Origin of the sequence: Paenibacillus sp. LS1, assembly GCF_026013365.1 — a bacterium.
Taxonomy (GTDB): domain Bacteria; phylum Bacillota; class Bacilli; order Paenibacillales; family Paenibacillaceae; genus Paenibacillus.
In genome coordinates this window covers 1-14,607 of record NZ_JAPDOE010000015.1, presented here as the reverse complement: position 1 = coordinate 14,607, position 14,607 = coordinate 1, and the positions used below count along the sequence as shown (strand labels likewise).

Below are 14,607 nucleotides of genomic sequence, written 5' to 3'. Positions count from 1 at the left end.
ATAACAGCGATCATAAGAACGATCCGCCACCGGAACGCCCACCACGCTGCCCCCCAAAGCCCACATTTCTAACCTCTCCGTGTTCTAGTCAATAAATCCTTCCATGACTACCGTCGGCATCATATTCGATTGCCAAGCGCCCTTACCATATCCACTGTTATAACCTGGTGTAGCCTGAGGCTCCCAGTAGAATACACCTTTACCTTTGCCATTCGGCAAATTGCGGATTTGGTTTTTCATCGCCGCGACAAAACTTTTACCAGCCGCTGCCTGATTATTGTCCATGCCGATTTCGGAGATGATGATCTCTTTGCCATAACGGTTGATCAGATCCTTGGCATTGTTTACCGTATTTGTCACGGCTGTGTTCCAGCCGGAAGCCGAAGGGTAGAGGGACATGGCAATCATGTCAAAGTTAGCTCCATTATTGATCAGACCGCCAATATTCCATACATAGAGGGCGTTATCATCTCCACCTGCCAGATGCACAATGGTTTTGGTGCCGCTGCTCAGGGATTTCACTGCGTTATGGCCTGTATTCACCAGCCACGCATAGTTTTTCATGTTGGTGGATGCTTTACCATCTTCCCATAACATGCCGTTGCTTGTTTCATTACCGATCTGTACCCAGTCCGGGGTAACGCCTTTGCTTTGCATCGCTGTCATAACTTCACGAGTGTGGTTCCATACCGCATCCATGAGTTGTTGGAACGTGTAATTTTTCCAAGCAGCAGGTTTGGTTTGTTGACCAGGATCTGCCCAGGAGTCGCTGTAGTGCAGGGTGAGCATCACGCTCATGCCGGCATTTTTGGCACGTTGTGCGAGTGTAGCCGCACGATCCTTATTCATGTAACCGTTACCATAATCATTCGAAGGATTAACGAACACTCGAATACGAACGGAGTTGATTTGATAGTCGTTTTTCAAAATATCAATGATGTCACGCTGTACCCCGTTTTTATCTTTCCATTTGTAGCCTTGGGCTTCCATTCCGGGAACCCAGCTGATGTCGGCTCCTTTGGCGAAACTTGGTGCTGCGCTGGCATGCTGACCTGCGGGCAACATGATGGAGGTGAATAACAAAACAAAAGCCAACATGATGGATGTCTTGAAACCCCTTACATTTTTGAACATTACAAGATGCCTCCTCGGATTTGGGTTGAGTTGCATCCTAATTATAGCCATCCAAGTTTACTCGACTAAAGGGTCCATTTCCAATATTTTGGGTGTTTTCTCAACCTCTCTAGGAAAAAAGACAAAACAAAAAGCCGTCCGAAGACGGCTTTTCTACCCGTGGCGCTTTTTGAAACATTGATCCGTATCCCGCGCCTCCACCGGACTCATTTTATTTTGAGCTAGTGGATCGGGTAAGGGACACGTTCAACATGTGATTAGAAATGTTGACGCACCTCCTTTCCTTGTGGCAAGAGTATACAACACCTTGTTTGGGAAAGCTAGTCTTTTTTACGTATTTACGCAAAATTATTTTTCGGTCTGGAACATCGTGATATCTCGTGCATAGTGACTCTTCGTTCCGTCATTGTTGCGAATGCGCACGCTATCTTCACTGATCCGCTCGACAATGCCGCTACCTACTTCACAGTAGACGCCAGCCGGGTCTTCCTGCCATGCGCTCACTACACATTGAGAGAGTGCAGCCGTGAAAAACTCTATATTTTTTTGTAACGTTCTAGGTTTGTTGGATTTCATTATATACTCCTTTAAATACTGATATTTGGAAATGATAACAAGAAACCGGACCAAATCACACTGTACTTCACTTTACTCTGTCTATTGACCTTTGTAAAGGGATGGAAAAAGTTGCGCCCATGAGGTATCATTTACATAAATTTTACGTAGCGTTTACACTGCGCTGACGCTTGATGTTGATTACGAATAGTACAATTATAGTAGAACTTCTAACCAAGAATAGATATGCAACACATTCGGAGGCCATACATGCATAGAGACGTCAAAACAGGTAACTACGTTAATCGCGATTTAAGTTGGGTTGAGTTTAATCGGCGCGTACTTCAGGAGGCCCAGGATCCAACGACGCCCCTGCTGGAACGCATGAGATTTCTCGGGATTGTCGCCAGTAATCTGGACGAGTTCGTCAGTGTAAGGGTGGCAGAGACAAAAGAGAAGATCAAGGCCGGATTTACGCAAAAGGATTTTACAGGGTATACCCCTTCGGGATTATACCGCAGATTGATCAAACGAACCGGGACCATGGTCGCCGAACAGTATAAAACGTATCGTGAACTTATTCGTCTACTCGCCAAGAAAGGCGTAAACATTCAGGAATATACAGATCTTAATGTGACACAGCAGCGCGCAATGGACCAGTACTTTCATGAAATTATTTTTCCGGTACTCACACCGATGGCGATTGACCAGAGTCGTCCGTTCCCACTGGTACACAACAAGTCTGTCTATCTGTCCGTGATGTTACAGAAGGAAGGGGAGCAAGAGGGCGAGCCGTTTATGGCTATTGTTCAGGTGCCTTCCAATCTTCCGCGGGTAGTTCAGGCTCCCATTCGGGCGAATAGCAAAAAGAAAACATTCATCCTGATTGAAGATCTTATCAAACATCATATCCATACGCTCTTCAGCGGATATATCTCACTTGCTGCACAGGAATTCAGAGTGACCCGTAATGCGGATCTGTTTATTAATGAAGAAGAAGCGGAAGATCTGCTGGAGGCTATTGAAAAAGAATTGCGGCGCAGACGCCGAGGGGCTCCTGTACGACTGGAAGTCTGCAAGGATTTTCGTCCGGACGCTTTGCTTGAATTGCAGGATGAATTCGATATTCAGGACCCGGTGTACGAAATTGATGGACCACTGGATCTGAGTTTTCTGGCTGGATTCGTAGATAGTCTGGACGGTTTCTCACATCTGAAATACAGTCCGGTGAAGCCTGTCTATCCACTGGAGTTCCTGCCCAGAGAAAGTCATTTCGAGCTGTTGCGCAAACGAGATGTGCTGGTGCATCATCCATACGAATCATTTGAACCGGTCACCGATTTTATATTGGAGGCTTCGGAAGATCCAAGAGTTCTGGCCATCAAGATGACCTTATATCGGGTCAATGGCGATTCACGCCTTATTCCAGCACTTGCACTTGCTGCTGAGAGTGGTAAGCAGGTCACGGTTGTGGTGGAATTGAAAGCCCGGTTCGATGAAGAGCGCAACATTGCTTGGGCACGTAAGCTGGAGAAGGCCGGTTGTCACGTGGTTTATGGACTGGTTGGACTGAAAACCCATGCCAAAATCATTCTTGTCGTACGCAGGGAACAGCAGGGTTTGAGACGTTATGTTCATGTAGGAACCGGTAACTATAATGAGAGTACAGCCAAAGTGTATACGGACGTGGGACTGTTCACCTCCAATCCGATTATTGGGGAAGATGCATCCGAATTGTTCAATGAGATTACCGGATATTCCGGTCCGAAGGCATTACAGGCGTTCCACGTTGCTCCGGATGGGATGAAGGACGAACTATTTTCACTGATTCGTAGAGAAACGGAGCATGCCCTGAAAGGCAAACCTGCCAGAATCATCGCCAAGATCAACTCCTTATCCCATCAGGACATGATTGATGAATTGTATGAGGCTTCTCAAGCCGGAGTACAGATCGATCTGATCGTGCGCGGCGTATGCTGCCTGCGTCCGGGGGTAGAGGGGCTTAGTGAGAACATTCGTGTCATTAGCATTGTGGACCGCTTCCTGGAGCATTCAAGGTTGTTTTATTTTGAAAATAGCGGTAACCCCGATGTATTCATCTCCAGTGCAGACTGGATGACACGTAACCTGAATCGAAGAATTGAACTGATGTGTCCTGTATTCGATCCAGAGCTGAAGAAGATGCTGGTGGATATCCTTAATCTGTCCCTTATGGATAATGTCAAAGCGAGACAACTTATGCCTGGTGGCAATTATGTATTTGTAGAAAATGAAAAGCCCCCGCTGAGAAGTCAGACGGAGGCCATGGGAATTATCCCTTGGAAGCCTGCTGAATGGAGTGCGTTAACGTAACTCCCCAGGCTTCCTGTAAGTCCTTGACGGCCTCTTCCAGGCCATCAAGTTCCAGTAACGGCTCGGCTGTACAGGTGAATTGCACCTGCAGCGAGTCGTTTTCTTTTGTTGCTTCGATCGCAGCGATGCTCTCGGATCGATTGATGGCTTCGGCTACGCGCAGCAGAGAGCCTATACGATGAGCATGCCGCTCATCCGAGTTTTTCAGAATGTCCCGGTGCTTATTCAGCAGTTGGGGCGTTCTTTTTTTAGGATGATAATCGGCAGCACTGGCACTGAGAATGGTCTCCCGGTGAGAAAGTCCATAGATGCTCGCATTCATGATCCAATAGGCCGAGTGCTGTGTATAACGGAAATAGTTAATCTGCTTACCAGCCATATGCAGCATGGAAGAAGCATACAGAATTCGGGCATCTGCTTGATCAGGCGCAGTACCTTGCAGTGCAGTATACAGGGTAACTGCATCCTGATGAATCCGTTGGAGACGTTTCTCTGGAATAGGCGGACCAAAATGGATAAAGTTACGGATACTGTCCTTCAGCGCGTCCGGAACGACCGGTTGACCTTCAGCCATGTAATCTCGCAACAACCCGTCCCGTAAACCCGCACCACTAACCACATACCGATCACCCTGTATTAATCTGAAAACAGTTCGCAGGATCAATACGCCGGGCACAATGATGTCTGCGCGATCTTTGGCGAGCCCAGGTACCTTTTTGCGCTGTGCCGAGGTGAGATGAGGCAAGGAGCGTGCGATGTTCTCCATCGCTTCCTCACCGATCTCATAATGATGGGTGACAGGCAGCGAATACTGGGTACGCTTCTGTTCCACTTTGGCGAGTGTACGCATCGTGCCTCCAAGTCCGATAAGTGGTAGGCCGGGGTGCTCAGCAATCCAATCCTGTCCACGGAGAGCTTGAATGACTTCGTTACACAGTGCATTCGCGTTTTCCACGGTCCACTGGTCTTCGCCCCCATAACGGGCATGCGAATTCACTGCACCGATGGGGAGGGAAATGCTATGTAACCTTTTCCGATCCCGAAAGACCGTAATCTCCGTGCTACCGCCTCCAATATCCACGACATAACCGTCTGCCAGTTCAATAGATTGAGTGACACCAAGGAAACCATAATAGGCCTCCCGATCTCCGGATACACATTCGATGGTAAGTCCCGTCTCGCTCTCCAGCCATTCGATAATCTCCAGGACATTGCTTGCATTACGAATAGCTGCCGTAGCTGCTGCGCGAATCAGTTTGGTTTGATAGGCTTCACAGGTCGCTTTGAATTGACGCAAGATGGTGATGGCTTTATTCAGAGAGTGACGCAGAATGGTTCCATCCGACTCAACAACGCTGCTCAGACGAGCGGCGTATTTGTCTTCATGAATGATGCGATAGGCTTTGTCCTGGTCAAGTTCATATATAACTAGACGAATGGAGTTCGAGCCGATATCAATAATTCCTAAGGTTTCATTAGTACGTGTCATAAGCATCTCCTTCTACAGAGGTTCAACTACCCGAAGTGAAGCAGGGCAGCCATGGCTTCCGGTGAACCCGGAGGTGTGGCAGAGAAGGGCGTAGTTAACATAACAACAATGATAAAGACGATGAAACAGGCAAATATAAGACAACTCACGGCAAAGCCGCGATTGCGCTTTTGAATAAACAGTCGGATACCTGTGACAAAGAGAAGTACCGTGACGGCTACCAGAACGATCGACATTGCAAAATAGGCTACGCCATATAGTGATTTGAAAAATGCTTCCATTTCTTCTGAACGCTCCTTAGATCCTCATATTTAAGCCCTTCCAGCCATTCCTTAGTAGCATACGACAGATTGACTTGTTTGAAAAGCAAACCGGGCGCTTGTTCCTTTTTCCGCCATCACCTTGGGACATGTTCCATGGAAAAGGGGCCTTTGCCTTGGACAGACATCCAAGAAAGCACGGCTCCTGTTGAGTATGTATAAGGAAGGACTATTGTTCTAGGGAAGGAGATCAACCCATGTCGAGACAGCTTGCAAGCAAATGGCGGAAGACAGCGGCACTGCTGAAGTACCCGGTAGCTGCTGTCCATATTCCACAGACCAAGGCATTCAACTCGGGGAATCTGCTGCACATGCTCAGTCGTTATGGAATGGTGTATGTCAAACCTATTGTCGGTGGCGGAGGGTATGGTGTCATCCGGGTATCGGCGAGCGGAGGGGCTTATCGATACACGCATATGAAAACGACCCGTTCTTTCGCCAGTTTCAGTCAGATGTATCGCTCTCTGGTACGTGTAAAGGCAAGACGCAGGTATTTGATCCAGCAGGGCATCCATCTGGCAACGATTCAAGGAAGACCTGTTGATTATAGAGTCAAAGTCGTCAAGACCGAACGAGGCTGGGTATTCCGTTCCTTGGTAGGACGACTCGCTCGCCCGGGACTCTGTGTGACGAATCTGAGCAAGGGTGGCACCATGTTGTCGGGACGGAGAGCCCTTGGTTTATCCCTGCCACATATATCCGGTCGGCACAAACGCAGAGAGATGCGCTCACTTACACTGACATGCACACATATCATGGAAAGTCAGTTCCCAGGTGTGGGTCAGCTTGGTTTTGATTATGGACTGGATTATTCAGGCAAGATATGGATTCTGGAAGTGAATACCAGACCACAATAAAAAAATGGATGGAAAAGCTTAAAAAAATCCAAGAAAAACCGATAATATATAGAAGAAAACGGTATGAAAAACGTTTGAAATTTTACATTACAGGGTAATTTACTCGCAACAAGTCTTGAAACTATGAATTTATTCCAAAAAAAATACGCTGATAAACGTTCTGTTGAAAGTACATCTTTCCTGTGCATAAATATTGTCCACACTATACACGTTGATTACTCAACATTTTTACCAATTATCAACAAACTATGCACAGGATTTCCACATATCATTGTGGATAACAAGAACGCTTGTTCTCTATATGAATCTCTGATATGATAGTTTTGAGGAAAAAAAAGGAAAGGTTGTGGCGGGAAATGGCTATGTTATCCGATGAGATGTTGTTGGATTCCTACCATAAAGCGATTGAGTTGAATCTCGAACGAGATTTCATCGCACTGCTGTTGGCAGAAATCCATAAGCGCAAACTGGGTACCGACGTATCTGCCATTCTTCACTAGAGATCCTCATTGCAGGCAATGTTACAGGTTTCCGGACAAGTCCCATAGTGAGACAGGCCATGGCGTGCTCGTCTGACAATGGTGACAGTACATCACATGATTGCAAACGTTTTCGGCTTCGTCTGCCGTGTCAGAGGAAGTTTGGAATGCGTAGGGGCTGTATGGTCCGGTGTAGTCGTCCAATTTGCCGCATTCTAACAGTCCCTGAAGGCAGTGGGGGCAAGCCTGCTCCGGTACAACCAGACCGTTACACAGCGGGCATATATAAGACAAGGGTATCCCTCCTGATATGGATTCACTCAGGAGTAAGATACCCTTTTTTGTATCAAATATGTTATTTCAAGTAAACTAGCGTTTCATGTTGCTGCTGTGTCCCGGAGACAACTTAGCATCTGGATCAAAGTATACCTTTGCATTGTTGACTGCTGTTGGGGCTTCACCAAATCCGACAGCGATCAGTTTCAGTTTGCCTGGGTACGTTGTGATATCCCCGGCAGCGAAGATCCCTGGAATGGACGTTTCCATGCGGGAATCAACAACGATGGAGTTGCTTTCAATTTCGATTCCCCACTCGGCAATCGGTCCGAGAGAAGAGACAAATCCGAAGTTAACAATCACGTCATCTACTTCGATTTCCTGTGTTTCTTTGGTTTTTACATGGGAAAGGGTTACCTTGGTAATGGTGTCATCCCCATGCAGTTCTGTGATTTCGGTCGGTGTAACGACATTCACCTTGGAATTCATCAGGTTTTCGACACTGTGCTCATGTGCACGGAACTTGTCCCGGCGATGGATCAGCGTTACTTGCTCAGCGATGGGCTCCAGCATGAGTGCCCAGTCTACAGCGGAGTCACCACCGCCACTGATCAGTACCTTTTTGCCAGCGAAGGCATTCAGATCACTGATGAAGTAGTGCAGGTTACTCTTCTCGAACTTGGCAGCACCTTCAAGCTCCAGGCGACGTGGTTCGAATGCACCTACACCAGCTGTAATAATGACGGCTTTGGCATGATATTCATTCTCATCCGTCTTCACTACGAAATGTTGTTCATCCTTTTTCTCCACCGATACAACTTTTTCTTCAAGGCGGATGTTCGGGTTAAAATGACTCATTTGCTCAACCAGGTTATTCACCAGTTCCTGAGCCGTTACTTTCGGGAATCCGGCTACATCATAGATGTATTTCTCCGGGTAAAGAGCAGCAAGCTGTCCGCCAAGCTGTGGCATGCTTTCAACCAGTGTAACGGATGCCTGACGCATCCCACCATAAAATGCGGCGAACAGACCCGCAGGGCCTCCACCGATAATAAGCAAATCAGTCATATCATGACTGGAATTCTGTGCAGTCAAGAATCAACAACACCTTTCATATTTTAATAGGTAGTTAACAGGAAGAATGTGCAGGCTACATATCGTAACCGGCGATGGTGCTGAACTGTCTTTCCTATTATAAACGGTGTATTCAGGGTTGCAAAGTTAGCTGCATCACGAATCTGAGAATAATTGATGAAGATCAGATGAGAATAGGATGAAATTGGAAATGAAAGGTTATGAAAAATAACAAAAAAAACCTTGATCTTTACCAGAAATACAGATATCCTTGACCTGTACTATGTGTTTTTTTGTCTAATTTAGAGTCAATATGTAATGTGAAGACAACTCCCGTGTTTTGTGGAAACTTGTGGTTAATTTCACAACTTGAAACGATAACTTGCGTGCAAACGAATCAATTTTGATGCAAACGTTTAAATAAATTCGCGAAGTTAACATTTGTTGTCATAATGGGCAAGACTTCATCAATATTTGTAAGTAAGTGTATTTTGCATCTCACCCAGGATTGGGCTGGTGCAAGTGAAACCGGAAGGGGTATAGACATGAGCAGTATTCCCAAAATCGTCATCCTCGGCGCGGGCTATGGCGGGATTCTGACAGCCCAGCGGCTGCAGAAGGAATTGAACTATAACGAGGCCGATGTCACATTGGTGAATCGGCATGATTATCATTATATTACTACACATCTACATATGCCGGCAGCCGGCACGGATACCATTGAGCATGCAAGAGTCCCTATTTCGAAGCTGATTGATGAGTTCAAGATTGATCTGGTCAAGTCTTCCGTGAAGGAGATTCGTCTGCAGGATCGGAAGATTATTTTGGAGGACGGCACGTTATCCTACGATTATCTGATTATTGGACTAGGCGGAGAACCTGAGACCTTTGGTATTCCGGGTATGCTCGATCACGCGATGACGATCCGCAGCATTAACTCGGTCAGACTGATTCGAGAACACATCGAATATCAATTTGCGATGTACAAAAACGACAACAAACGAAATCGTATTCGGTTTGTCGTAGGTGGAGCCGGTTTCAGTGGCGTTGAATTCGTAGCTGAGCTTGCAGATCGCATTCCACAGCTGTGCAAGGAGTTCGACGTGAATCCGAAACATGTGCATATCTACAATGTAGAGGCAGCGCCTTCGGCTTTGCCTGGATTTGATCCGGAACTGGTAGAGCATGCGATGAACGTGCTGAAGAAGAAAGGTGTTACCTTCAAAATTGGTGTTCCAATTAAGCAATGTCTCCCAGACGGGGTTATTGTGGGTGAGGGTGAAAAACTCGATGCGGCTACAGTCGTATGGACCGGCGGTATTCGCGGTAACTCACTGCTTGAACAGGCAGGTCTTGAAGTCATGCGGGGACGAGTGAAAGTAGACGACTACCTGCGTGCTCCAGGGCATGAGCATGTCTATGTCATCGGTGACAATTCACTTGTTTTCAACGCGGAAGGACGGCCTTATCCGCCAACAGCCCAGATTGCGATGCAACAAGGTGTGAACTGTGCGAAGAACGTCGTGGCATCCATTCGTAAGAAACAGCCACAACCTTTTGTATTTACGAGCAAAGGCACAGTTGCTTCATTGGGTAAAGGTGAAGCGATTGCCGTTGTAGGCGGCAAGAAATACAAGGGCTGGAAAGCAGCTCAGTTGAAGAAGCTGGTTGATCTGCGTTATCTGTTCATCATTGGTGGTATTCCGTTAGTCCTGAAGAAAGGGCGGTTTTTTGGATGAGACATTGCAGTGTTCAGGTCCGGGGATTATTAACGCGTGAAGAACTGGATCGATACAACGCCCTGATGCAGGTCGGTGGTTATCTGGAGGAACAGGATCAGTATGATCTGGCCTATATCGTGCAGAAAGAAGTGGATATTCTCATTTTGCCCGCGATTGAGCGGCTGAAAGAGAAAGGTCGTGACCGTGACCGGGCCACAGCCGAGTTCCTCGAATCGCTGAAAGCGGTTGATGAGGAGGACGAGGATTAGAGGCATAACCTTCCAATCGCTGTTATCTCCAGATTTTTTTGATTCCCTTTTGTTAAAGGGAAAATCCGGTGATAGCGGATGCTTCCGATGTAGCTTTCTTTCAGAAAGCTTTTAGGCGAAGTGGATGCTTTCGAAGTAGCTTTCTTGCAGAAAGCTTGTAGCTTCGCTTTTTCAGGTTTTTTCTGTCCTTTCCGTTTTTGTGTAAATAAATAGTTCAAACTATATAGATCTAAATCAAGCTTGAGGTAGTAGAATATTGATACATAATAAAGCACCGCTGACAGTATCCTTTACAGGAGATGTCGCGGTGCTTTATTATGTGCTGCATTATGTTTACAGTTTAAGCATGTCTTCCAAAGTTCCTTCGTTCAACAGACTTCCCACATAGAACGAACCGAATTCGCCATAACGGGCGCTGACTTCATCAAAACGCATCTCATAGACGAGTTTCTTGAACTGAAGTGCATCATCCGCAAATAGCGTAACGCCCCATTCCCAATCGTCGAAACCGACAGAGCCGGTAATGATCTGTTTCACTTTACCCGCATAGCTGCGACCAATCATGCCGTGACTGCGCATCATGGTACGACGCTCGTCCATGGACAGCATGTACCAGTTGTCATTCAGCTCACGCTTTTTGTTCATCGGATAGAAGCAGATGTATTGTCGTTGCGGCAGGACAGGCTTCAAACGGGCGATAATATCCGGATTCTGCATCGGGTCTTCGCCTTCTTTGCCAAGGTAGTTGCTCAATTCCACTACACTGACGTAGGAATACGATTTGGTTGTGTATTGGGCAAACATCGTTTTGTTAAACGCGTTCTCCACAGCCTTCAGATCTTCCAGCGTTTCACGCAGGTGCATCATGACGAGGTCTGCTTTTTGACCTACAACCGTGTACACGACTGTACTTCCTTTGGATGAATCCTCGACTTCTTTCCATTCTTTCCAGAAGGCTTGAAGCTCGTCCAGTGCTACAGCACGTTCTTCATCATCTGCTGCTTTCCAGGCGGCCCAGTTAATCGAGCGAAAATCATGCAGGGCATACCAGCCCTCCAGTGTTGATGCGGCTTCGTTCATTGGTTTTGTTCCTCCTGCAAGGTATATTTCCAAATCCCTATAAGAGGTTGTTCAAAAAGTCCGCTTTTGATTACGAATCATGCCTGGTGGCATCATCAGCATCGAATATGGCATTCAGCCGAAATGTCCGCTGCTCACGTAGCTATATCTACGCTCCGCTGCTCCATTTCTAACTTCATTCCATCTTCTCGGTACTGAAAACCAGTCTTTTTGAACACGCACTATAAGGGGCGGGTGAGTGCTTTATCGTTTACATTGTATCCCAACATGAAGCAGAAGGGCAAATGGACAGAGCGTGAATATAGGGAAATTTGTCCAGAAAGTTCGTTGCTTCGCCACATTTTTTGCGGTACACTAACTACTATCCAGAAGTGAAACCCGAATGTGTGAAAGAAGAGGTGAACGTCGGCCGATGCAATTTATACCTGTGCTGGTATTAATGGTATTATTTTTCGTTATGATGTTTGGTATCGGTTTCATTCTGAACATGCTGATGAAGACCACCTGGTTTCCTTCCTATTTGTTCATCATTGTAATTCTGCCTATCGTCGTGTACTCTCTATGGGATCATTCGTCATCTCTGGTGTCACATCTGGGTTCTTTCCAGCTTGTAGACTATATGACGGGTATCGCTGGATTGGCTGGTGCGGTAATCAGTGGCTGGACGATCCAAAAGTTGCGTTTGGGTGGGTACAGAATGTTTTAGTTTGCTGGAAAGAGGTAACACCTGCATGACTGGTGATCGCGTGAAAGTCTTGCCCTTGTCGTAAACGCTTACGAGTACAAAGGGAAGGCTTTTTTTGCTGTTCATTTATATAAGATGGATTATTGTAGAGTTGTACTTCATATATATCTGGAGAACATTCTCTTCAGATCTTCACTTGTATTCTGCTGCTAGAGCTCTTATAGTATTCTAGCGACTCTCGACATGTTTTTTTCGAAAGTTGCTTAATTCGGCGAAAACGTGAATGATGTCGACCTAGGACGAAACGGAGCGAGAACAGGCTATCTTTTTACCTGTTTTTGAGCATTTGAGGATCAGACATTTATGATAGAATAGATAAACATACTTTTGGGGAGAAGGAGATCAGGCTATGCGCATGAAGAATCTGCACCATTATACTGAACATCATCGCTACTGCGTATACAGGGAGTTTGGACTTAGCGCCCTGGATGACCGTATGCTTACAGGAGCATATCAGCCCATGGTAGGTGCTTTTGCGGTTGGCTTGTATCGGCTGTTGTTTCAGCATCTTCCCGGTGAACAGGTCGGTTATTCGCCGCTTGAACAGCAACGAAGGCTGTTCATGACACTTGGACTTGAGCCAAGTGAGAAAGGGCGTAAATATTTGCTAGAGCAGACATCCAAGCTTGAGGCAGTGGGGCTGCTTCAGACTTCAAGGCTATATATTCCGGAAAATGATGATTACATCTACGAATATGAGCTGCAACCGCCGCTCTCTCCGGCAGAATTTTTCCGGACACAGCATTTGACACTGCTGCTTCGTGACAAGATAGGCAAATTTGCCGTGCTTTCCCTGCGATCCGGTTTCTCGGCAGTGGAAAATGGGGACGCGCCTTATCCAGCAGCCAATAAAGAGAATATTTCCGTTCCCTTTTACGATATATTTGAATTGAATACACATGTTATCGATTACGAGTTGGAGCAAGCATTGTCGGAAGTATCAACTACGGCCCAGCGGACAGGCACGAATGATGCAGCGGAAGAAAACAGTTTGAACTACGCCGACATTATTTTGCGTTTTCCGCGAGAGTCGGTCAATCGCCGTCATGTAGAGCAGCTTCGGTTCGATCATGAACAACTGGGCATTGTAAATTATGTCGTGAACAAGTTTAATCTCAGTGTGCAGGATGTATGCCGTCTGCTGGATGAAGATGATATCTTCAGTCCACAGGGCCAGCTGATTCTGGATGATCTCCAACATAAGGCGAGTATGCAGTTCAGACAGACGAAGAAGCGTCATGAGCAACAGACTGTACAGGCAGCCAAGGTCGTTGCACTGAGACAGCATATGGAGGAGCCTGAACGGAAAGAGGACTCTGGTGAACCACCTGTTGAGCATGGGGTACAGATGGAATACTACGTCGAAGTGCCTCCGCAATTTATGACCAAGTGTGATATTCATCAATATAATATGATGTTGCGCAATGAGCCATATACCCGCCTGCTGCAGACATTCTTCCCAGGTGCAGTACCGGACAATCTGATCGATATATTTGAGAAAATTGATCTGAGCTACAAGTTGCCTGGTGAAGTCATCAATGTATTGATCCATTATTTGATGGCATTGCTTGTATCCGGCGGAGAGCAGCGGATTAATCGTAACTTCGTTGAGGCGATCGCCTCCAACATGCTGCTTAAACAGGTAAACTCATATGAGAAAGCTGTTCAATATATTCGTGATCAGGCCAAGGTCAAAGGCAAACAGGCTGCTGGTGCAGCTGGAACCCGTACCCGTACATACGGCAAAGGAACCAAAGCCAAGCCCGAAATTCCGATTGTACAAGACATAAGTACCGATGGAGACGCCGTATCCGAGGAAGAGTTCGAAGAGATGATGCGATTCGCCCAGCAGATGCAGGCGAGTAAGCAAAAAGGAACTTCTTAATTTATATAATAGCCAAAAGGCGAGTCTCCTGATGAATGGAGACTCGCCTTTTGGCTATATAAGTTGAACTAAACATTTACATAATAACGGAGAGGACAGAAATAACCTGAAGAAGCGAAGCTAAAAGCTTTCTGAAAGAAAGCTGCATCAGAAGCATCTGCTTCGTCTTTATCTCATCTCGGGACTTCCCCTTTTCATAAAGGAATCATAGAAATCTGGGCTAACAGTGATCTTGGTCTAAGGAACCGAGCACACGCTATTCGCTCCAATTTGCACAGTGTTCAGGTGTAACGAATCGAAGAGGCGTTATTTCGTCAATTTGGTCGATTTTTAAGTTCTGTCACTGTTTTATTGCGAAATAACGCCACTGG

The 14,607-nt window shown here is 46.4% G+C and carries 14 protein-coding genes; 7 read left to right on the top strand and 7 right to left on the bottom strand.

Going from position 1 to position 14,607, the window contains the following annotated elements; translation table 11 throughout:
• Positions 1–84: 84 nt before the first annotated feature.
• Positions 85–1,098, bottom strand: a complete 1,014-nt coding sequence (locus OM416_RS28430) for an arabinogalactan endo-beta-1,4-galactanase (RefSeq protein WP_264935300.1) — start codon at positions 1,096–1,098, stop codon at positions 85–87.
• A 384-nt stretch (positions 1,099–1,482) separates the two neighbouring features.
• Positions 1,483–1,710, bottom strand: coding sequence for a hypothetical protein (locus OM416_RS28425; RefSeq protein ID WP_062837943.1), 228 nt, complete (start codon positions 1,708–1,710; stop codon positions 1,483–1,485).
• A gap of 249 nt (positions 1,711–1,959) precedes the next feature.
• Here OM416_RS28425 and ppk1 point away from each other — a divergent pair, with 249 nt between their 5' ends.
• Entirely contained in the window at positions 1,960–4,041 is a 2,082-nt protein-coding gene (ppk1, locus tag OM416_RS28420; protein WP_264935124.1) for a polyphosphate kinase 1, read from the top strand.
• Here the strand turns inward: ppk1 and OM416_RS28415 are convergent.
• Both OM416_RS28415 and OM416_RS28410 read right to left on the bottom strand, forming a co-directional pair.
• Entirely contained in the window at positions 4,001–5,530 is a 1,530-nt protein-coding gene (locus OM416_RS28415) for a Ppx/GppA phosphatase family protein (protein WP_264935122.1), read from the bottom strand. The genes ppk1 and OM416_RS28415 overlap by 41 nt on opposite strands.
• Positions 5,531–5,556: 26 nt before the next feature.
• Positions 5,557–5,811, bottom strand: coding sequence for a hypothetical protein (locus OM416_RS28410; protein WP_062837940.1), 255 nt, complete (start codon positions 5,809–5,811; stop codon positions 5,557–5,559).
• A 236-nt stretch (positions 5,812–6,047) separates the two neighbouring features.
• On the opposite strand from OM416_RS28410, the gene OM416_RS28405 reads away from it, so the two are divergent.
• Entirely contained in the window at positions 6,048–6,707 is a 660-nt protein-coding gene (locus OM416_RS28405; RefSeq protein WP_062837939.1) for a YheC/YheD family protein, read from the top strand.
• A gap of 356 nt (positions 6,708–7,063) precedes the next feature.
• The gene (locus OM416_RS28400) at positions 7,064–7,207 is read left to right on the top strand and encodes a sporulation histidine kinase inhibitor Sda (RefSeq protein ID WP_017692430.1); all 144 of its coding nucleotides are present in this window, start codon (positions 7,064–7,066) and stop codon (positions 7,205–7,207) included.
• 21 nt (positions 7,208–7,228) lie between these two features.
• On the opposite strand, the gene OM416_RS28395 is transcribed toward OM416_RS28400, so the two are convergent.
• Together OM416_RS28395 and OM416_RS28390 are read right to left on the bottom strand one after the other, a co-directional pair.
• Positions 7,229–7,480: a hypothetical protein gene (locus OM416_RS28395; protein ID WP_076333170.1), complete on the bottom strand. Its 252-nt coding sequence runs from the start codon at positions 7,478–7,480 to the stop codon at positions 7,229–7,231.
• 75 nt (positions 7,481–7,555) lie between these two features.
• On the bottom strand, positions 7,556–8,530 hold the full coding sequence (locus tag OM416_RS28390) for an NAD(P)/FAD-dependent oxidoreductase (protein WP_264935297.1): 975 nt from the start codon (positions 8,528–8,530) through the stop codon (positions 7,556–7,558).
• Between the two features lie 551 nt (positions 8,531–9,081).
• Between OM416_RS28390 and OM416_RS28385 the strand changes: the two genes are divergently transcribed.
• On the top strand, positions 9,082–10,275 hold the full coding sequence (locus OM416_RS28385; RefSeq protein ID WP_036605766.1) for an NAD(P)/FAD-dependent oxidoreductase: 1,194 nt from the start codon (positions 9,082–9,084) through the stop codon (positions 10,273–10,275).
• Entirely contained in the window at positions 10,272–10,526 is a 255-nt protein-coding gene (locus OM416_RS28380; RefSeq protein WP_036673350.1) for a hypothetical protein, read from the top strand. Before OM416_RS28385 ends, OM416_RS28380 begins: the two co-directional genes overlap by 4 nt.
• Positions 10,527–10,859: 333 nt before the next feature.
• Here OM416_RS28380 and hemQ read toward each other — a convergent pair whose 3' ends face one another.
• Entirely contained in the window at positions 10,860–11,606 is a 747-nt protein-coding gene (gene hemQ, locus OM416_RS28375; RefSeq protein ID WP_264935113.1) for a hydrogen peroxide-dependent heme synthase, read from the bottom strand.
• A gap of 412 nt (positions 11,607–12,018) precedes the next feature.
• Here hemQ and OM416_RS28370 point away from each other — a divergent pair, with 412 nt between their 5' ends.
• Positions 12,019–12,312 (top strand): YuiB family protein, encoded by a 294-nt coding sequence (locus OM416_RS28370; RefSeq protein WP_264935111.1) that lies wholly within the window; start codon positions 12,019–12,021, stop codon positions 12,310–12,312.
• 388 nt (positions 12,313–12,700) lie between these two features.
• Positions 12,701–14,236, top strand: coding sequence for a helicase DnaB (locus tag OM416_RS28365; RefSeq protein ID WP_036605770.1), 1,536 nt, complete (start codon positions 12,701–12,703; stop codon positions 14,234–14,236).
• The last annotated feature ends 371 nt before the right edge of the window (positions 14,237–14,607 follow it).